Raw genomic sequence first — 19871 nt, forward strand, 5'->3', positions numbered from 1 at the left:
GAACGTAATAAGCCACACGTTAACGTGGGCACAATCGGTCACGTTGACCATGGTAAAACAACTTTAACAGCTGCGATTGCAACTGTATGTGCTAAAAAATTCGGTGGTGAAGCGAAAGACTACGCTGCAATCGACTCTGCACCAGAAGAAAAAGCACGTGGTATTACAATTAATACTTCACACGTAGAATACGATTCTCCAACTCGTCACTACGCTCACGTAGACTGCCCGGGCCACGCCGATTATGTTAAAAACATGATTACTGGTGCTGCTCAGATGGACGGCGCGATCCTTGTATGTGCTGCGACTGACGGTCCAATGCCACAAACTCGTGAACACATCCTGCTTTCTCGTCAGGTAGGTGTACCTTACATCGTTGTATTCTTGAACAAATGCGACCTTGTAGACGACGAAGAGCTTCTTGAACTGGTTGAAATGGAAGTTCGTGAACTTCTTTCTACTTACGACTTCCCAGGTGATGACACTCCTGTAATCCGTGGTTCAGCACTTGCTGCACTTAACGGTGAAGCTGGTCAATACGGTGAAGACGCTGTTGTAGCTCTTGTTGAAGCGCTTGACTCTTACATCCCAGAACCAGAACGTGCAATCGACCAAGCATTCTTGATGCCAATCGAAGACGTATTCTCAATTTCTGGTCGTGGTACAGTTGTAACTGGCCGTGTTGAAACTGGTATCATCAAAGTTGGTGAAGAAGTTGAAATCGTGGGTATCAAAGACACAGTTAAGACTACTGTAACTGGCGTTGAAATGTTCCGTAAACTTCTTGACGAAGGCCGTGCTGGTGAGAACTGTGGTATCTTGCTTCGTGGTACTAAACGTGAAGACGTACAACGTGGTCAAGTACTTGCTAAACCAGGTTCTATCAAACCGCACACTAAATTCGATGCAGAAGTATACGTACTTTCTAAAGACGAAGGTGGTCGTCACACTCCATTCCTTAACGGTTACCGTCCACAGTTCTACTTCCGTACAACTGACGTAACTGGCGCGATTTCTTTGAAAGAAGGCGTTGAAATGGTTATGCCTGGTGACAACGTAGAAATGTCAGTAGAACTGATCCACCCAATCGCAATGGACCCAGGTCTACGTTTTGCGATCCGTGAAGGTGGTCGTACAGTTGGTGCTGGTGTAGTTGCTAAAGTAACTGCATAATCGCTGATTGTGTAAAAAAGCGTCCCTTTGGGACGCTTTTTTTATATCTGTAAATTTAAATTACTTATTTTCAAGTATATTTAAATTGTCTAACAATATATTTACAAGCTGTCCTTAAGTGATATTTCACTGACCTTATCTGCCCTTATGTGAAAAATTCAACGCAGTAATATAATTATAAGAATTTTAATAATTAGATTTCAGCTCTATATAGAACTGATGGGAGTAAGTGTATGAATGCTCAAGTGAAAATTACCAACCGTGCAGGCGCAAGTTTTCCGGTACGTCGTATGAGTTTTGATTTTTGATCAAGTGCCAGAGTACTGGATGAATGGTTCAGCAGGACTGACTCACTTTATGACTGCACTCTCTGCATTATTCCCGGCAGGCGAAAAATTCTTTATTGATTCTGTTCGCGCTGTACGTCAGCATCCAGCAATTAAAGACAATGAAGCATTGCAAAAAGAAATTTCTGCCTTTATTGGTCAGGAAGCCATGCATACCCAGGAACATGTTGGCTTTAATGCCTCAGCGCAATGCCATGGCCATGACGTTGATACGCTAGATCATTATACTGACCGAGTCATTCAAACTGCACGCAAAATCTTTGCGGCAGTCGGTAAGCCAGTTGGTATTACCCAGGAAATGGTCGACCTCACTGCGACGACTGCACTAGAACATTTTACTGCGACCATTGCATCTCAGTTACTGACCAATCAGCATATTCAGGAATTGATGAAAGATGACACCATGAAAACCATGTGGCTCTGGCATGCAATTGAAGAGAATGAACATAAGGCCGTGGCCTATGATGTATTCGAAGGTGTTTTCGGTAAAGGTTTAAAATCTTATCTACTGCGTACCACTTCACTGGTTGCAGCGATGGTCACGCTATTCTTTGTACAAAGCTACTTCGTATTGCGTTTATTGAAAGAAGACCGTCAGTTAAGCCTTCAATCTTTAAAAGAAATCTATACTTATGGTTATAGTCCATCTAAAGGAATTATTACCGGTATGGGCAAAGAAATGTTGATGTACTTTAAACCTGGTTTTCATCCAAATGATCATGACACCCATAGCTTATTGCAAAGCTGGAAACAAAAACTGGGCCTTTAATTTGAAACTAGATTAAAAGACTGAAGAGCAACCTAAGTTGCTCATTTTTTTGCTCGATTTTTTAAATAAAGTTTTTATAATGCGGAGGTTAATTCTAGATAAGATGAACGAAGATGATTCGTTTGATGCAAGCTGCGGATGTACCAGCCGTTGCCAAGATTGAAACCAAAGTACAATCCCATCCCTGGACCTTTAAACAATTTGAAGATGCTGTTACTGCCTATCAAAGCACTGTGATTGAGCAGGCAGGGCAGGTCGTAGGGTTCTGCATTTTACAGCCAGTATTGGATGAAGCCAATTTATTACTGATGGCGATTGATCCTGCGCAACAGGGTAAGGGATTGGGTTATCAGCTATTAGATGAATCCATCCAGTTGCTGAAAAATAATCCGGTACAGATCTTTCTGGAAGTACGTGAAAGCAATACTACTGCGATTAAATTGTATGAAAAAACCGGTTTTCATCAGATTGACCTGCGCAAGAACTATTATCCGAATACGAATGGCACTCGGGAACATGCCATTATTATGGTGAAGTCTTGTACTGACGATTTTGCCAGCTTGTTTAAATAATATTCCGGCTTTTATTTGACGAATAACTTACTTGATGATGGGATTATTCCATCCGCTAGGCAAAGTCGTCATCAAGGAGTTTCCCAGATGTTCAATCTCCACCGGGGTAAGGGTGCGGTTTAATCGGCGCCATTGCCCGTCGATCAATAATTCAAGTGGCAGGTATTGAGACTTGTAGTTCATTTTGGCTGAATGTGGAACCCAGTAGCCTAGATAGACAAACTGCAAACCAAGTTTTTGAGTGTGTTCAATCTGTTTCAGAATTGCAAAGGCACCAAGGGAACGGCGGTTCTCATCAGGGTCAAAGAAAGTATACACCGCTGAAACGCCATCATCGAGCAGGTCACAAGTCGATACACTGATCAGACGATCATCTTTCCATAATTCCAGAAAGAAACTATCGGTACAGCTTTGCAGTAAAAACTTTTCGAACTGGTCACGGCTAGGTGGATACATATCACCATCTGCATGGCGTTCATTAATATAACGTTCATAGAGGGCATAATGTATATCTGTGGCCTGTTCAGGATGGGTAATTTTAACCGTCAAATCCTGATTACGTTTCCAGGCTTTTTTTTGCGAGCTGTTCATCTGAAATTCATGAACAGGAATACGTGAAGATAAACATTGACGGCACAGGTGGCATTCAGGCCGATAGACAAAATCACCACTACGACGGAAGCCGGTACGAGAAAGCTCGGACAGCGTCACTACATCAATACGGTGCGCTGGATCAAGAAAAACCATGCGCGCGGACTTGTTCGGCAGATAGCTACAGTCATGCGGCGGCGTAATATAATACTGTAAATCGTTCAGCAGGGACTGTGGTTGATAAGAGTTCATAACAAGTGCCCTCTGTTATTTTCATTCACTTAATCGCGCAGACTGCGCTATTGTTTTACTTGAAAATACACCGTCTTGATACTTTTTCCAATTGATCGCAGGCTGTTTTATCACATCTTGTAACGATTTAAGATATGTAAGGCGAGAAATTGTACAGGCACCTAGACTCATCAAGTGATCATTCACCAATTGACAGTCAATCCAGGGTAGCTGATTTTCTCTGCCAATCAGCATCAGTGTATAAAAAGCCATTTTAGAAACATCGGTTTGGGTACTAAACATGGATTCACCAAAGCAGCCCTTGCCGATAGTTACCCCATAGAGTCCACCTACTACGCGATCTTCATCCCAAACCTCAATACTATAACCATAACCTGCATCAAACATGTCGCAATAACCTTGAATGATCTCTTCACTAATCCAGGTCTCATCTGCATAAGCGCGAGGCAATGAGCAGGAACGGATCACTCTTTCAAAAGCATGATTCACCGTAATTTTATAATCCTGCTTTTTCATGCTTCGAAGTAGCGATTTGCTTGGATGATAATCCTCTGGCCGGATAATGCAGCGTGGTTCCGGACTCCACCAACAGATCGGATCACCTTCAGAAAACCAGGGAAACAGACCATGGGTATAGGCCTCATACAAAGTAGAAGGGGAGAGGTCTGCACCGATACAAATCAGGCCTTCGCCTTCAAGATCCGCTTCTTCAGGATTGGGGAAAATGTACTGTGAAGGAGGAAGAAGATGCATGCAGAACCCTGATCTTGTAATAGACTGTTTTTATCATACATAAAAAAACCGCCCATGATGGACGGTCTTTTTATTTTCGCTGCTTAGTCTAATTTGCCCATGGCATCAAGATATTTTTCTGCATCCAGTGCCGCCATACAGCCTGAACCTGCAGAAGTAATCGCCTGACGATAGATACTGTCTGCAATATCGCCTGCAGCAAATACACCCGGGATAGAGGTTTGAGTGGCATTCCCTGCGGTACCGCTTTGCACCTGAATATAGCCATCACGCAGTTCTAGCTGGCCTTCGAACATGGTGCTATTAGGTTTATGACCAATAGCAACAAATAGACCCGAAACTTCAACATCCTGAGTTGAATCATCTTGAGTAGATTTTAAACGCACCGCAGTGACGCCAGTGGTATCACCCAACACTTCTTCTACCTGATGATTCCAGATAATACTGATTTTGCCTTCTTTTTCTTTTTCAAAAAGATGGTCTTGCAGGATTTTTTCAGAACGTAGCGTGTCACGACGATGGACCAGAGTCACATGAGAAGCGATGTTAGAGAGATATAACGCTTCTTCAACAGCGGTATTACCACCGCCTACAACCATCACTTTTTGTTCTTTATAGAAGAAACCGTCACAGGTTGCACACGCGCTCACGCCTTGACCCATAAATGCAGCTTCTGATTCCAGACCCAGGTATTGCGCAGTTGCGCCAGTACAAATGATCAGGGCATCACAAGTAAACTCTTCCATATCGCCTTTGAGGACGAATGGACGAACATTAAGATCAACTTCATTGATATGATCATAGACAATTTCAGTACCAAAACGTTCTGCATGAGCCTGCATACGTTCCATTAAAGCTGGACCAGTCAGACCTTCAGGATCGCCAGGCCAATTATCTACTTCAGTCGTTGTGGTTAATTGACCGCCCAGTTGCAGACCTGCAATCAGAGTCGGTTTTAAGTTTGCACGCGCTGCATAGACTGCTGCGCTATAGCCAGCAGGGCCAGAACCTAAAATAATCAGTCGTGAGTGACGTGCGCTCATTCGCTGTATCCTTTTTTATTTAGAAATTTATTGAATTATACGTGAAACTGTATAACAGTGGTGTGAGATTAAAGTCGATATTATTGATCATCGAAATCGATTTAGGCTATATAGAAGAAGTACACAATAATGCATCTTTTTTGATGCAACAGGTGCATAATATGCATTTTATTGCGACGCTTTTTTTGAAGCATACCAGCAAAAGAATATTCATGAAGAATTGGTTACAGGACAGTATATGACAGCGGTGTCGAGTGCCTATGCACAGCGCTTAGTAATGACATTATTTTTAGTCTCATTTGGGATTTATCTGTTTCTTGCAACAGTGACCTATACACCATTTGATCCGGGGTGGATGCATATCTCTAGTGATACGCAGACAGTTTCAAATGCGAGTGGGGTTGCGGGGGCCTGGATTTCAGACCTGTTATTTGGCTTTCTCGGCTGGGCAAGCCTGCTGATCCCTGTGTATCTGTTTATGGAAGCAATCCAGGTCTGGTGGCCGCGCAGCTTCCTGAACCGTCCATTCCGTTATGCTGCCCAATTCTTCCTGTTATTGACCACATCAGCATTGCTGTTTCTATTCTGGCAAGTTCCAGCTGATACGCTGGACAATTCTTCAGGCGGCATTATTGGCTATGAGCTGGGCCAAAGTCTTGAACAATTATTAACTGTCTATGGCGCAGCTTTTTTCTTGCTTGTGCTTTGGGTGGTTCTATTTACCTTGGCATTTGGTGTGAAATGGAACAAGACCTGGAGCAGTCTCAAGGCAACGCCTGCTTATCTGCAAGACCTGTTCTACCGTAATGTGCCAGAAGGTATGTCGGATTTTGACCGTACTGCACCTGTTATTAAAAAAGAAGCAGTAAAAACAGCTGCCAAAAAAGTGACAGTACCAGTCACTGCCGCACCTGAACATAATCTGGTAGAAGTCGATCCTGTAGTTCGCGATCATGTCGCTGAGCGCCTGTTTGAGGATTTTGCAGATAAAGAATCGCACCAGCCTCACCACTATGAAGAAGATATCTCTGAACCTGTACAGGCATCAGTTACAGAACCTGTACAGGCAGCACCGCGAATAGCAGAGCCGGATCGTGTGGTGGCAACAGGAGAGGTGTGGCGTGCGTTACATTCCAATGAAGACCAGCGTCACAAGCAGGATATCGATGCTTTACTTAAAGCTGCAGAAGAAGAGCAGGCCGAATTTTCTCCTGACGCATTTGCAGCTACACCAACAAATCACAGTGCTCATGAAGTAACATCATCCGCTACAGCTAAGAATAATCTGGACTGGGATGATGATGAAATTTTTGATGAGTTATTGGCAGCAGTTCCGCAAGGTAAAACCGCAACGGATGTGCATAGCCCGTTCAATTCAGCAGCAGCTGAAAAATCCCTCAGAATTGTAGAAGATGCTGGAACGGTCAGTTCCACTGCTGCTCCGCTCATGGCTGCACATGCGGTTAAAAATACCAGCCTGGAAGCGGACTTTGATGATCTGGATGACTTGCTGGTTGAAGCTGATGAGCCAAAACCCGCACCTGTACGTGCATCAAGCTATGCCCAGTCTTCTGCTTTTGTTCAGGCACCGATTCAGCGTGTAGAGACAACAGCTCAAACCGCAGCGACTAATGCAGCAGTTCGGGAAGCATTGTCCAAAGAAGAATTTATTGAAGCTTGGCATGAAACTGCCGGTAAGCCTCAGGAGGAAGACGAGTTTGACTTCGATGCGCCACTGACGGATGCCGCTGGTCGTCCAATGTCACGTGCTATGCAGGTCGCTGAGCGCCGTAAAGACCTGTCACCATTGCCGGGTCTGGAATTGCTGGATAAAGTTGATCCGAACAAAAAAGTGAATTTCACTGAAGAGCAATTATCCCGTTTATCAGAACTTCTGGAAATCAAACTTCAGGAATTTAACGTTAAAGCCAAAGTAGTCGAAGCTCAACCAGGTCCAGTCGTGACACGTTTTGAACTGGATCTTGCACCTGGTGTGAAAGCTTCCAAAGTCACTAATATTTCACGTGACTTGGCCCGTTCGATGTCAATGGCTTCAGTACGTGTAGTCGAAGTTATTCCAGGTAAGCCTTATATCGGTATTGAAGTTCCGAACAGCAGCCGTGAAATGGTGCGTTTGATTGAACTGGTACAGATTCCAAAATTCAATGATCCCGATGGCATTTTGTCGATGGCCATGGGTAAGGATATTTCAGGTAATCCGGTAATTACTGAACTGGGTAAAGCACCGCATATGCTGGTAGCAGGGACTACAGGTTCTGGTAAATCGGTGGCGGTTAACTCGATGATTCTATCGATGCTATTAAAATACACACCTGATCAGTTACGCTTAATTCTGATCGATCCAAAACAGCTTGAATTGGCCAACTATAACGATATTCCACATCTGTTAACGCCAGTCGTGACTGATATGAAAGATGCGGTCAGTGCCTTGAACTGGTGTGTGAATGAAATGGAACGCCGTTATAAGCTGATGTCCTTCCTGAAAATTCGTAAGCTCAGTGATTATAACCGTAAGGTGGAAGAGGCGCTTGCCAATGGTGAAGAGCTATTTGATCCAACCTGGAAAGCCAGTGAGTCTGTGGCAGGGGAGCGTGCGCCACGTCTGACACCACTACCTTCAATTGTGATCGTAGCGGACGAGTTCGCAGATATGATCATGCAGGTCGGTAAGAAAGCTGAAGAAATGATTACCCGTCTGGCACAGAAATCCCGTGCTGCTGGTATTCACCTGTTACTGGCCACTCAGCGTCCATCGGTAGATGTCATCACCGGTCTGATTAAGGCGAATATTCCAACACGTGTCGCACTTCGTGTGAACTCGAAAATTGACTCACGTACCATTCTCGATGCAGGTGGTGCAGAAGACCTGCTAGGTCATGGTGATATGCTGTTCCTCGGCCCGGGTAAAATTGAGCCTGAGCGCGTACACGGTGCCTTTATTGCCGATGATGAGGTGAACCGAATCTGTGATGCATGGCGTGAACGTGGTGCACCAAACTATGTGGATGAGATCCTGACTCCATTCGATGAAGAACCGTCTAGTCGCGGCTTTGAAGATGGTGGAGATGGCGGATCAGATCGAGATGCGCTGTATGACCAGTGTGTGGCTTTTGTTTTGGAAACCCGCAAAGCATCAACCTCATCTTTGCAGCGTAAATTCAGTCTAGGTTATAACCGTGCTGCACGGATCATTGACCAGATGGAAGAAAATGGCATTGTCAGCTCAATGGGTGCCAATGGTAAGCGTGAGATTCTGGTTTAAATCCAGAATCTCGAGTGATAAAAAAAGCCTGCTTAAAGCAGGCTTTTTTATACATTTCAATTTATGCAAATTTTTCTAATACTGCCAGGAACTCGGCACTTTGACGTGGATAAGTGGCAATCACGTCATGAATGCGCTGTCCTTCTGGATTGGTGGCGTTAAGATCGCGACCGTCTGCGACAAATTTGGTTAACAGGCGCTCATAGTCAAAAGGACGCATATGCTTGAATGCATGATAAAGCACATGAAAATCTGCATTGACGCCTGCAGGAGGAAGCTGATTCAGGTAGGCATATACACGCTCATCTGACCATTCTTCGTTAAAGGTCGCTGGTTGAGATAATGCCATCGCAATCTCCTTGATGTAATTCTTCGGCATGAAAAAAGGCAAAATATGAGTTCGCAAGAGGCAAAGTCTTATCATGCACTTTGTCCATTCGAAGTATCACTTCACGTTTTGAGACTAGATAAAATAATAATTACTATCAAATCTACGCGAAGCCAAGCTTCTTGTCTTGCGCCTCAACAAAGCAACGCTTTGTTGAGGCTCATATTTTGCCTTGAATCAATTTACTTGACTAATCAAAATTCAGATTATCGCTCTTCAGGTAAATTGATATTCATTTCAAGCATTTCAATATTTGCTTCAGAACGTACCTGCATCTGAATGTGCTGTTCATCAACTCCGCGGACGTAGCGATTGACCACTTGCATGATTTCTGTCTTCATCTGGTCAATTTTATCCTGACTCAAACGGCGCCCCAAACCCTGTTCAGAAGCAACAATGACTTTCAAACGGTCTTTTGCGGTTTGTGCGCTTGATGGTTTATCCTCGCTACTAAAAAGTTTACTCCAGAATCCAGCCATGTTTACGCTCCAAATAATCGTGCTAACCAGCCCTTAGGTTTTACCTCAATATGACGGTAAGGACGCTCTTCACCAAGGAAACGCGCCACCAGGTCATCATAAGCCTGACCCGCTGAAGCCTCAGTGAAAAGAATCACTGGCTTACCTTCGTTTGATGCTTGTAAAACGCTTGGACACTCAGGAATAACACCTAGGGTCGGTACACGTAAAATATCCTTAGAAATATCGTCAATCGTCAGCATTTCCTGTTTATCGGCACGTTCCGGATTGAAACGGGTAATACACAGATGCTTACGGATGCGACCTTCGTTTTGTTCTACTTTTTTTGTTTTGCTATCGAGCATACCAATGATACGGTCAGAGTCACGGACTGAAGAAATTTCAGGGTTGGTCACAATGATCGCTTCATCCGCATGGTACATGGCCAGAATGGCACCACGCTCGATACCGGCAGGTGAATCACAAATAATATAGTCAAATTCCTGCGAAAGCTCATCCATTACACGTGCTACACCCTCATCGGTTAAGGCATCTTTATCACGTGTTTGGGAAGCAGGTAAAATATATAAATTCTCAATATCTTTATCGCGAATCAGTGCTTGTTGTAATCGTGCTTCGTTATTTAAAACATTCACAAAATCATAAACTACACGGCGTTCACAGCCCATAATCAAATCAAGGTTACGTAAACCTACATCAAAATCAATAACAACAGTTTTGTGACCACGTAGGGCTAAACCTGTTGCAAAAGATGCACTTGTTGTAGTTTTACCTACACCACCTTTGCCTGATGTTACGACAACAATTTTCGCCACCGAATCCACTCCTGTTATGGTTCAAATCCCCTGTTTAAAATGGGGTTTTTGGTGTTTATTTATACATTAAAATTGTAGAGCTTCAAATACAAGCTCTTGTTGATCATTCAAGTAAATATGCACTGATTTTTTGACCACATGCGGAGGAATGTCATCCGCTACGCAATAGGTGCCTGCGATCGAAATCAGTTCTGCTTCGAGGCTATGACAGAAAATACGTGCCGCCGTATTGCCACCGACACCTGCAATGACACGACCACGCACGCTGCCATAGACATGGATATTGCCTGAAGCAATCACTTCTGACCCACTGTTGATACCGGCATTGATAATAATGTCGCCATTATGCTGCACGATACATTGGCCAGTACGCAGAATTTCATCATGATATGAAGTGATATGCGCAACGATCGGGGCAGCAGGCGCTTGATCATCATTCACCGCTGTAGGTTCTGGTTTAACTTCCACAACCTGTTCTTTGGTGGCTTTAATTTCCTCTAACTGGCGATCAGGTGGCAGTACCGGGAACTGAATGGCGCGCGCCTGATCTCCAAGTAAGCCTTCAGTAACAGCCATAGGCTGTACATCCAGACTGATTAACAATTGAATCAGCGCAATGAGTTCCTGTTCAACTGAACTTTCAATCACCGCCAATGTGCCTGGCGGAAATGCTGCTTGTAATTTTGGGCTAAGTTGCTGGCGGATTGCATCATGATCATTGGTATCTAGGCTAATGCGTATCGCATTGACCATTCTGCCTTTTATCCGTATATCAGCCATAATTCTTCCTTAAATACTTCTGACGTGCTGGTTTTTGTGTCGAAGCAATGTTGTAAATAGTGCAAATCCTAGAACAAATTTCGTTAATTCTCTAGCGATCCAAGTTATTTTTTTATACGAATAGAATCGGCTTATCTTAGCCGATTCCACAAATGAAAACTCATCTATCTATTGAGCCCTGATTTTGCTCATGTTCTTCTAAAATCTGTTGCCACTGTTTGACTTTCACCTGTTTTCGGATTGCTTCAAGTGTTTCAAAAACAGCCGATTCGACCAATTTATCAATATGTGGATTATGTTCAATCTGAATCTGGCTGATTTTATCTGAAATTAGGGTAAAAGTCGGATTTTCTTTTTGACCTGTGTGAGTAAATGGTTCAATCAGTCCTTGCGTAATATTTTCTCCCAGGCGTTGACCAATACTTTGAATTTGCTGTTCAATCCGGCTGCCCACAATTGGAATCAAACGTAATAATTGGGTTAGTTCTGGAGTATCTTCAATCGCCTGATTGACGACTTGCCCTACATTTTTAGCGATCATGGAACGTTGTGATTGTAATTCCTTGCCCAAAGATTCTTGCAAGATATCTGCCAAAGCAATGGCCAGTAATTTACGGTGATGTTCCACCAAATCATCAATTAACTGTTTATGTGATGTGCTCGTGGTCAGTTCACGCTTGATACCATCCAGTACGGTAAGTACCACCCGGCTGGAAAGCTCTTCCATCAGCATGTTGTAATAAAAGTTACCTTGGCGATACCAGCGGTTGGGAATTACTTTATAACCATGACTATGCAGGTTGTAGCCAATAGCAACCGCACGTAGCAGGCGCAGAAAACGTAGCTGAGGGATAATGGATAAAATTTCATACCAGTGTACAAAAGGGAAGAACCACCAGCGTCGATGATGACGCAGGACAATTGCGATAACCCAGCGTGCCAGTAATTCACAGACCAAGAAAGTGGTAAACCAACCCTCTGTAATGATGACCCAAGGGCGTAAATCACTTTTATAAAACTGCAAGATTTCCGGTAAACGAATGAAGTCAAACAACCACTGCCCAAAATCGCTCATTAAAATGGCGTTGGCACTGAGACAGAACAGATTGATGATGATTAAAACCATCATGAAAATGTCGTAAATCAGTGCAATTTTCCAGCCCCATGTTCCTTTACGAACAAATTTAAATGAGCTAGACGTAATGTCCGGGTTGTCGTTCTTCATAATTACTCGGTTACAGATCCGACTGGAGCTCGGGCAAAGTTCTGCTGCATTTGTGCGATGAGCTGATCTTTTTCAGTCCAGATTTGATCAATCCATTTTTGAAAACGTGCACGATATTCAGCATCATCTTCATAATTGCCGCCCAGTACCCAGTCAGGAATATCAATTTTTCTTAAATTTACCGCAATACGTGGCACTTCACCTAACCAAAATTCACCATAGCTCGGAATACCATCAGGATAAACAATGGTCATGTCGACCAGCGCATCAATTTTATCGCCGAGAATACTGAGCGCCAATGCCAGACCACCGGCTTTAGGTTTCAGTAAATGTATATAGGGAGACTGCTGCTGATCATGCTTTTCTTGGGTAAAGCGGGTGCCTTCCAGATAATTTAACAGGGTAAAAGGCTGACTGATCAGCTGTTCACAGGATTTACGTGCCTCTTCCATATCCCGATATTTCAGCGCAGGATTTTTAGCAATCTGTTCCTTGCTATGCCTTTTCATCATTGGGAAACCCAAAATTTTAAAGGCCTGACCAACAAAAGGAATAAAAATAAGTTCCCATTTGGTAAAGAAGCGCGTCAGGGGCATACGGGTCAGACCGAAGTATTGATTGACAGTAGTATCGACCCAGCTCTGATGATTACAGGTCATCAAATAACGGCCCTGCATATTCAAATCCAGTGATTCATCTACGCTGATTTGCCATTGCGTGTTTTTCAGCACATGCTCAATCAGCCAGTTGTTGACCCCTAACCAGCTGTTGGTAATCTTGATATTGGTTTCATCCACTTTTGCGGATTTTTTAAAAAGTTTGGTTAAACCCAAGGCCAGCACCGGGGGGCCATGAAAAAAAGTACTGCCAGTCATGACTGAAGTGACCGTCAGGCCACGTGCCAGTTTTTTTAAAGTCGGTTGCTTGTTGCTATTCGATGACATATCCAAACAGTCCCCACAGATTAATCGCTTAAATTTTTTCATATTTTGAGTAATATAGAGACAGTTAGGCAAATAAAAAAGCCTGAACAGGAAACTATGAAGATATTGTGACGAACTACTTTGATTTAGTTACATATAAACATTACAAAATATTACTAAACGATTTATTATTAACAAAAATTCAATGGTTACACCATTCAATTTAAATCATTATCTCGTTTATACAACAAAGCATACAACAAGGAGTCATGCGATGCGTGCACTAGTAATTTCAGCAGCTGTAGCAGGGGCCGTAGCACTTACAGGTTGTCAATCAACTGGCAGTAACATCGGTGGTGTGGAATATGATAAAGCGGCTCTAGGTACTTTAATTGGTGCTACAGCTGGCTACGGCGTTTCTAAAAGTAATGCCAATACTAGCCGTCAAAACAACCGTGCAGCAGCAATTGGTGCTGTGGTAGGTGGTGCAGCGGGTGTCTATCTGGATAACAAAGAGAAAAAATTACGTCAAGCAACAGCGGGTACTGGCGTAGACGTTAACCGTAATGCAGATGGTTCGATTAACCTTGTAATGCCTGGTGCGATTACATTTGACACTAACAAGTCAAACATCAAACCAAACTTCTATGCAACATTGAATAAAGTTGCTCAAGTTCTAACTGAAGACAGCCAAAGTGGTATTTTGGTAACTGGTTATACAGACAGCACTGGTAATGACTCAATCAACATTCCATTGTCTCAAGCACGTGCACAATCTGTTGCGAACTACCTTGCTGGTCAAGGCGTAGCACGTACTCGTATTAATGCACAAGGTCTTGGTTCAGCGAACCCGATCGCAGACAACTCAACTGCGGCTGGTAAAGAACAAAACCGTCGTGTAGAAATTGCAGTATATGCCGTTCAGTAATCACTGATTTTGCAGAAAAACCACCTTCGGGTGGTTTTTTTATGTCTGAAAGATGACGCAGGAAAATGAATTTTCAATTAGGCATCTGGGCATGAGATGACTATAATCGGAGCCGAATCTAGAAGAGGAAGCCATATGTCACTCGCCAGTCAGTTAAATGACAAGCAACTTGAAGCAATGAAATATACTCAAGGACCCTTGTTAGTACTTGCCGGAGCGGGTTCAGGCAAGACCTCGGTAATTACAAGAAAAATCGCGTACTTGGTCAAGCATTGTGGTATTCCGGCCCACCGGATCACGGCAATGACCTTTACCAACAAGGCGGCACGTGAAATGAAAGAGCGTGTCACCAAATTGCTGACCCGAGAAGAAGCCAAAGGCCTTTCAGTCTCTACCTTCCATACTTTTGGTTTAAATTTATTACGTTTAGAGCTCAAACACACACCGCTAAAAAATAATTTCTCGATTCTGGATGCAGATGATTGTAAGCGGATTTTGATGGATCTGATGCATCGCGATAACTTATCTGGTGCTGAAAGCAAAGAACTGATTGCCAAAGCGATGAAGATGATTTCCGACTGGAAAAACGATCTGATTCCGCCAGAACAGGCTCACACGACTTGTGAAACTCCAGAAGATATTCAGTTTGCGCATTTATACCAGCTCTATGAGCGAAATCTGCGTGCCTATAACGCCGTCGATTTTGATGACCTGATTGTGATGCCAACGCGTCTGCTACAGGAAAATGCTGAAGTCCGAGATAAATGGCAGAACCGTGTACGTTATTTGCTGGTTGACGAATATCAGGATACCAATACGGCACAGTATATTCTGGTAAAATTATTGGTCGGGGTCATGGGCCAGTTCACCGCGGTAGGCGATGATGATCAGTCGATTTATGCCTGGCGTGGTGCCAAGCCAGAAAATATGGCGCTGTTACAACAGGATTTCCCGAATCTGAAAGTGATCAAGCTGGAACAGAACTATCGTTCTACCAGTCGTATTCTGAAAGCTGCCAATACCGTGATTGGCAACAACCCGCATATCTTTGATAAAAAGCTTTGGTCAGATAAAGGTCACGGTGAAGTGATTCGGGTCATCACTTGTCGTAATGATGACGATGAAGCAGAACGCGTAGTCAAAGACCTGATCACGCATAAGCTGATGAATGGTAAAAATTGGAAAGATTACGCGATTCTGTATCGTGGTAATTTCCAGGCACGTATTCTGGAAACCCAGCTGCGCCAGATGCAGATTCCTTACAAGCTTTCTGGTGGTCAGTCCTTCTTTGCGCGTGCAGAGATCAAGGACATCATGAGTTACTTGCGCTTGATCATTAACCCAGAAGATGACAGCGCTTTCCTGCGAATTATTAACACGCCGAAACGTGCCATTGGCCCGGTAACGCTGGAAAAACTCGGTCTGTTTGCCCAGGAAAATAATCTGTCTCTACTGTCAGCAGCAGGCGATCAACGTCTAACCATGGTCATTCCAAAGAAAGCAACGACACAACTGGCAGAATTTTCCGATTTTATTAATAACTTTACCCGTAACTTGCTGGAAGATGATGAGCCGGTACCGATCATCCGTCAGATGATGGTGGAAGCAGGCTATATCGACTATATCAAGGAATCCGCAGCGACGCCGGCACAGGAAAAAACTAAACTCGATAATATTGAAGTGCTGTATAGCAGTATTCAGAGTCTGATCAATCGTGCAGAAGATGTCGATGAAAAGAATATCGAAAGTGTCATCCGTAAAATGGTGCTCCTAGATATGCTGGAACAGCAGCAGGAAGAAGAAGATACCGATAAGGTCAACCTTCTGACCTTACATGCATCTAAAGGACTGGAATTCCCGTATGTCTATCTGATCGGCCTGGAAGAAGAAATTCTGCCGCATAAAAACTCGATTGCTGCGGAAACAGTCGAAGAAGAACGGCGTTTAATGTATGTGGGGATTACCCGTGCGCGTCAGGGCTTGACTATTACCTTGGCTGAGCAACGTAAGGCGGGTGGGCAGATGAAACAGATGACCCCAAGCCGCTTCCTGGATGAGCTTCCAGAAGATGAGCTGGAATGGTTGGGCCGTAAGAAAAAACTGGCTGGTAATATTGATCCAAAACAGCAGGCTCAGCATTATCTGGATAATTTACGTGCCTTGATTAAACGCTAAAAGTAACAGAACACTACGATTTTGATTCTTTAAATTTTTTGATATTAAACAACAGGAATAAATACATGAAAGTTCAGGTGAAAGTCCTTGATTCACGTCTGGGTCAGGAATGGCCATTGCCGACTTATGCAACGACTGGCTCAGCAGGACTCGATCTTCGTGCATGTGTCAACGAAACGACTGTAATTGAACCAGGTCAAACAGTTTTAGTAAAAACTGGTTTGGCAATTTATATTGAAGATCCAGCATTTGCTGGCTTGATCTTGCCACGTTCTGGTTTAGGTCATAAACATGGGATCGTTTTAGGCAACCTGGTTGGGCTGATCGATTCGGATTACCAAGGCGAGCTGATGGTCTCTGTATGGAACCGTAGTCAAACTGCATTTAGCCTGGAACCTGGTGAGCGTTTAGCCCAATATGTATTAGTCCCTGTGGTACAGGCTGAGTTTGATCTGGTGAATGAATTTGAAGCAACCGAGCGTGGCGCAGGTGGTTTCGGTCATACTGGTAAAAACTAAAATTAAAGGATGACTTAACTTGGATGTTCTGGGTTAAGTCATCTTTTTTTAGAGTTTTAATCATAAAAATAATAAAAAAATGACAGAGCTATTTAATAAACTTTATTCTTGAATTTTATTTTAATGAAAAATATTTAAATAAATTTTTAGTATCATTTAAATAGAAAAATAAAATTATCCAGAATTTAAGAAAATAGATGATAAATAATGCAAGAAGTCATTGTTAGTCAGGTTTATTTATTTTACTAGTTATACAAATTAAATACATAAAAGATTAATAATTATACTTTTATAATTGATTGTCACATTCAATTCATATAAAAATACAGAGTCTTAAAACAAAAACAAATGTTTAAAGTCATGATGATTGCTTAATCATTATTTTATCCCCTTATATTCAATAGTGAAAAGAACAGTTTATGGGATCCATGAATCAACCCTTTCCGGCTCACATTTTTCGTGCCTACGATATCCGAGGTAAAGTCAGTTTACTCAATACAGGTGTGATTGATGCTATTGCGCATGGTCTGGCTCAGCAATATCAAGCTGCGGGGCAGACTCGGGTTGCGATTGGCTATGATGCCCGCATCAGCAGCCCGGCTTTTGCTGAAACCATTCGCCGTATTTTTCAGGACTATGCTATTGAAGCCGCTATTATCGGCTGTTGTTCCAGTCCGATGCTGTACTACATAGCGCGTCAGTTTAATGGCAATGGTGTGATGGTAACGGCCAGCCATAATCCTAAAGAAGATAATGGAATTAAATGGATTATTGCAGGGGAGCCGCCTTGTCCCGAGATGATTCAGCAGGTCGCACAAAAAGCAAAACTTCATGTAAATAGTTCTTTATCGTACCTGAATGATTTGCCTCACCAAATTATTCCCGAATTTTGTCTGCAATATCAGCAGGAAATGCTTGAAGATATTCAGCTGAAGCACCCATTTAAAGTGGTGTTGGATGGCCTGAACGGTTCAGCAGGACGCTGTGCCAATTTGGTACTCCAAAAACTAGGTTGTGAAGTTACCGCCTTACGTTGTGAAGCCAATGGGCATTTTCCTGATCATGCGCCTGACCCCTCTCAGGAAGCACATTTGCAAACCTTACGTCAGGTCGTCCTGCAACAGCAGGCTGATTTGGGTATTGCCCTAGATGGTGATGGGGACCGGTTGGTACTGGTGGATGAGCAGGGTGTCATTATTAGTGCTGATCAGCTTCTCTGTTTATTCGCAGAAATTTGTATGACTGGCACAGAAGCATGTCAGTTTGTTTATGACGTTAAATGTTCAACCCTGATTCGCGATACAGTTCAACGCCTGGGCGGAAAACCGGTGATGATTCGTACTGGCAGCTCATTCCTGCGTAAATATCTGGCGCAGTCCCAGCATCAGGCTATTTTTGGTGGTGAATATGCGGGGCATTATGTTTTTAATGACGGACGTGGCTGGGGCTATGATGATGGCCTCTATGCGGCGCTTCGGGTCATGGAATATCTGGATCAGAAAGGTATGACCTTAAGTGAAGCCTTACGTGCGTATCCAAAACGTCATGGAACTGAAGACTTATATATTTCTACTCATCAGGTGCAGCCTGTTGAGCTTTTAAACTTTGTTGAGCAGCAATCTACGCAATTAAATGCACGAATCAGTAAAATTGACGGGATACGTCTTGATTTTGATGATGGTTTTGGCATCATTCGAGCATCCAATACGGGTGAATATTTCACGGTGCGCTTTGATGCCAATGATGCACAAGGCCTGAATGAAATTCGACATCTGTTTGTATCCATGTTGCGTGACCGTTATCCACAGATCGCTCAAGACATTTTAGATGCTCAATAAGGAGAGGCGAATGCCAAATCAGCATACAGGCATCGACAAAGCACAAATTTTGACTGAAGCTTTGCCGTATATTCAACGCTTTGCGGGTAAAACCCTGGTGGTAAAATACGGTGGCAACGCGATGACGGATCCTGAGCTGGAAAGCTCTTTTGCACGTGATATCGTTTTATTAAAAACCGTGGGTTTGAACCCGATCGTGGTACACGGCGGTGGTCCACAAGTAGATTCTATGCTGAAACAGCTAGGCCGTGAATCTGACCGCATTGACGGTATGCGTGTGACAGATCCGGCAACCATGGAAGTGGTTGAGATGGTTCTAGGCGGCAGCGTAAACAAATCAATCGTGAACCTAATCAACAAACATGGTGGTCGTGCAATTGGTCTAACCGGTAAAGATGGCAACTTGCTGCGTGCCAAAAAGCTATTAATGGAAAAGACGGCTGAAGACGGTTCAATCCAGAAAGTAGACCTGGGTATGGTCGGTGAAGTGATGGGTGTAAAAACTGACGTACTGGAAATGTTTACCAACAGTGATTTCATTCCAGTGATTGCACCACTCGGTGTCGATGAAGAAGGCAATACTTATAACATCAATGCCGATCTGGTCGCGGGTAAAGTGGCAGAAGCATTAGGGGCAGAAAAACTGATTCTTCTGACGAATATTACCGGTGTGCTGGACGAAAATAAAAATCTGTTGACCGGTTTAACGACCCAAGAAGTTGATCGTCTGATCGAAACAGGTGTGATTTATGGTGGCATGATTCCTAAAGTCGGCTGTGCGCTTGATGCAGTAAAAGGCGGCGTGATCAGTGCACATATCGTGGATGGTCGCGTACCACATGCCAGCTTGTTAGAAATCTTTACTGATCATGGTGTGGGAACTTTAATTACCAATCGTTCTAATCCACATCGTCCATAAGGATAAATTGAATATCAAAGAGTCTCACTTGAGCCTCTTTTTTATTTCTTTTATTTTAAGATTTTGATCACTAGATAATATTAACCTGAGTTCGACATAA

The 19871-nt window shown here is 43.3% G+C and carries 17 protein-coding genes and 1 pseudogene; 9 read left to right on the forward strand and 9 right to left on the reverse strand.

Annotated elements, in window-relative coordinates:
* The 3 genes and pseudogenes from tuf to rimI all read left to right on the forward strand — a co-directional run.
* The coding region (tuf, locus tag B3Q46_RS05190; protein WP_286713860.1) for an elongation factor Tu at nucleotides 1–1173 on the forward strand (1173 nt) is incomplete at its 5' end.
* Between the two features lie 233 nt (nucleotides 1174–1406).
* Nucleotides 1407–2289, forward strand: a pseudogene (locus B3Q46_RS05195) (metal-dependent hydrolase).
* A gap of 113 nt (nucleotides 2290–2402) precedes the next feature.
* Nucleotides 2403–2861 (forward strand): ribosomal protein S18-alanine N-acetyltransferase, encoded by a 459-nt coding sequence (rimI, locus tag B3Q46_RS05200; RefSeq protein WP_104426557.1) that lies wholly within the window; start codon nucleotides 2403–2405, stop codon nucleotides 2859–2861.
* Between the two features lie 27 nt (nucleotides 2862–2888).
* On the opposite strand, the gene B3Q46_RS05205 is transcribed toward rimI, so the two are convergent.
* The 3 genes from B3Q46_RS05205 to trxB all read right to left on the reverse strand — a co-directional run bounded on the left by B3Q46_RS05205 (nucleotide 2889) and on the right by trxB (nucleotide 5500).
* Nucleotides 2889–3704 (reverse strand): arginyltransferase, encoded by an 816-nt coding sequence (locus B3Q46_RS05205; RefSeq protein ID WP_005234302.1) that lies wholly within the window; start codon nucleotides 3702–3704, stop codon nucleotides 2889–2891.
* Between the two features lie 21 nt (nucleotides 3705–3725).
* On the reverse strand, nucleotides 3726–4457 hold the full coding sequence (aat, locus tag B3Q46_RS05210) for a leucyl/phenylalanyl-tRNA--protein transferase (RefSeq protein WP_004783274.1): 732 nt from the start codon (nucleotides 4455–4457) through the stop codon (nucleotides 3726–3728).
* 83 nt (nucleotides 4458–4540) lie between these two features.
* Nucleotides 4541–5500, reverse strand: coding sequence for a thioredoxin-disulfide reductase (trxB, locus tag B3Q46_RS05215; protein ID WP_004783272.1), 960 nt, complete (start codon nucleotides 5498–5500; stop codon nucleotides 4541–4543).
* 238 nt (nucleotides 5501–5738) lie between these two features.
* Between trxB and B3Q46_RS05220 the strand changes: the two genes are divergently transcribed.
* Nucleotides 5739–8783: a DNA translocase FtsK gene (locus B3Q46_RS05220; protein WP_005234305.1), complete on the forward strand. Its 3045-nt coding sequence runs from the start codon at nucleotides 5739–5741 to the stop codon at nucleotides 8781–8783.
* 61 nt (nucleotides 8784–8844) lie between these two features.
* Here B3Q46_RS05220 and B3Q46_RS05225 read toward each other — a convergent pair whose 3' ends face one another.
* The 6 genes from B3Q46_RS05225 to B3Q46_RS05250 all read right to left on the reverse strand — a co-directional run bounded on the left by B3Q46_RS05225 (nucleotide 8845) and on the right by B3Q46_RS05250 (nucleotide 13414).
* Entirely contained in the window at nucleotides 8845–9132 is a 288-nt protein-coding gene (locus B3Q46_RS05225; RefSeq protein ID WP_004783267.1) for a PA4642 family protein, read from the reverse strand.
* A gap of 245 nt (nucleotides 9133–9377) precedes the next feature.
* Complete coding sequence (gene minE / locus B3Q46_RS05230) at nucleotides 9378–9650, reverse strand: cell division topological specificity factor MinE (protein ID WP_004783265.1); 273 nt, start codon at nucleotides 9648–9650, stop codon at nucleotides 9378–9380.
* 2 nt (nucleotides 9651–9652) lie between these two features.
* A complete protein-coding gene (gene minD, locus B3Q46_RS05235) occupies nucleotides 9653–10465 on the reverse strand; it encodes a septum site-determining protein MinD (RefSeq protein ID WP_004646120.1) in 813 nt (270 codons plus the stop codon).
* 66 nt (nucleotides 10466–10531) lie between these two features.
* Nucleotides 10532–11245, reverse strand: coding sequence for a septum site-determining protein MinC (gene minC, locus B3Q46_RS05240; RefSeq protein WP_004783263.1), 714 nt, complete (start codon nucleotides 11243–11245; stop codon nucleotides 10532–10534).
* A gap of 160 nt (nucleotides 11246–11405) precedes the next feature.
* Entirely contained in the window at nucleotides 11406–12470 is a 1065-nt protein-coding gene (locus B3Q46_RS05245) for a hypothetical protein (protein WP_004783261.1), read from the reverse strand.
* A gap of 2 nt (nucleotides 12471–12472) precedes the next feature.
* Nucleotides 12473–13414 (reverse strand): acyltransferase, encoded by a 942-nt coding sequence (locus tag B3Q46_RS05250; protein ID WP_004783259.1) that lies wholly within the window; start codon nucleotides 13412–13414, stop codon nucleotides 12473–12475.
* A gap of 253 nt (nucleotides 13415–13667) precedes the next feature.
* Here B3Q46_RS05250 and B3Q46_RS05255 point away from each other — a divergent pair, with 253 nt between their 5' ends.
* The 5 genes from B3Q46_RS05255 to argB all read left to right on the forward strand — a co-directional run bounded on the left by B3Q46_RS05255 (nucleotide 13668) and on the right by argB (nucleotide 19771).
* Nucleotides 13668–14321, forward strand: a complete 654-nt coding sequence (locus B3Q46_RS05255; protein ID WP_004783257.1) for an OmpA family protein — start codon at nucleotides 13668–13670, stop codon at nucleotides 14319–14321.
* A 135-nt stretch (nucleotides 14322–14456) separates the two neighbouring features.
* The gene (rep, locus tag B3Q46_RS05260; RefSeq protein WP_004783256.1) at nucleotides 14457–16496 is read left to right on the forward strand and encodes a DNA helicase Rep; all 2040 of its coding nucleotides are present in this window, start codon (nucleotides 14457–14459) and stop codon (nucleotides 16494–16496) included.
* A gap of 65 nt (nucleotides 16497–16561) precedes the next feature.
* A complete protein-coding gene (dut, locus tag B3Q46_RS05265) occupies nucleotides 16562–17014 on the forward strand; it encodes a dUTP diphosphatase (RefSeq protein WP_004783254.1) in 453 nt (150 codons plus the stop codon).
* A gap of 419 nt (nucleotides 17015–17433) precedes the next feature.
* Nucleotides 17434–18852 (forward strand): phosphomannomutase/phosphoglucomutase, encoded by a 1419-nt coding sequence (locus B3Q46_RS05270; protein WP_004783252.1) that lies wholly within the window; start codon nucleotides 17434–17436, stop codon nucleotides 18850–18852.
* A 10-nt stretch (nucleotides 18853–18862) separates the two neighbouring features.
* Complete coding sequence (argB, locus tag B3Q46_RS05275) at nucleotides 18863–19771, forward strand: acetylglutamate kinase (protein ID WP_004783250.1); 909 nt, start codon at nucleotides 18863–18865, stop codon at nucleotides 19769–19771.
* Nucleotides 19772–19871: the final 100 nt, after the last annotated feature.

This window comes from Acinetobacter sp. UBA2581 (genome assembly GCF_002339435.1).
Lineage (GTDB): Bacteria > Pseudomonadota > Gammaproteobacteria > Pseudomonadales > Moraxellaceae > Acinetobacter > Acinetobacter variabilis.

Coding starts and splice junctions, on each gene's coding strand:
- rimI (WP_104426557.1), top strand. CDS start 2,403: ATGATTCGTTTGATGCAAGCTGCGGATGTACCAGCCGTTGCCAAGATT.
- B3Q46_RS05205 (WP_005234302.1), bottom strand. CDS start 3,704: ATGAACTCTTATCAACCACAGTCCCTGCTGAACGATTTACAGTATTAT.
- aat (WP_004783274.1), bottom strand. CDS start 4,457: ATGCATCTTCTTCCTCCTTCACAGTACATTTTCCCCAATCCTGAAGAA.
- trxB (WP_004783272.1), bottom strand. CDS start 5,500: ATGAGCGCACGTCACTCACGACTGATTATTTTAGGTTCTGGCCCTGCT.
- B3Q46_RS05220 (WP_005234305.1), top strand. CDS start 5,739: ATGACAGCGGTGTCGAGTGCCTATGCACAGCGCTTAGTAATGACATTA.
- B3Q46_RS05225 (WP_004783267.1), bottom strand. CDS start 9,132: ATGGCATTATCTCAACCAGCGACCTTTAACGAAGAATGGTCAGATGAG.
- minE (WP_004783265.1), bottom strand. CDS start 9,650: ATGGCTGGATTCTGGAGTAAACTTTTTAGTAGCGAGGATAAACCATCA.
- minC (WP_004783263.1), bottom strand. CDS start 11,245: ATGGCTGATATACGGATAAAAGGCAGAATGGTCAATGCGATACGCATT.
- B3Q46_RS05245 (WP_004783261.1), bottom strand. CDS start 12,470: ATGAAGAACGACAACCCGGACATTACGTCTAGCTCATTTAAATTTGTT.
- B3Q46_RS05250 (WP_004783259.1), bottom strand. CDS start 13,414: ATGTCATCGAATAGCAACAAGCAACCGACTTTAAAAAAACTGGCACGT.
- B3Q46_RS05255 (WP_004783257.1), top strand. CDS start 13,668: ATGCGTGCACTAGTAATTTCAGCAGCTGTAGCAGGGGCCGTAGCACTT.
- rep (WP_004783256.1), top strand. CDS start 14,457: ATGTCACTCGCCAGTCAGTTAAATGACAAGCAACTTGAAGCAATGAAA.
- dut (WP_004783254.1), top strand. CDS start 16,562: ATGAAAGTTCAGGTGAAAGTCCTTGATTCACGTCTGGGTCAGGAATGG.
- B3Q46_RS05270 (WP_004783252.1), top strand. CDS start 17,434: ATGGGATCCATGAATCAACCCTTTCCGGCTCACATTTTTCGTGCCTAC.
- argB (WP_004783250.1), top strand. CDS start 18,863: ATGCCAAATCAGCATACAGGCATCGACAAAGCACAAATTTTGACTGAA.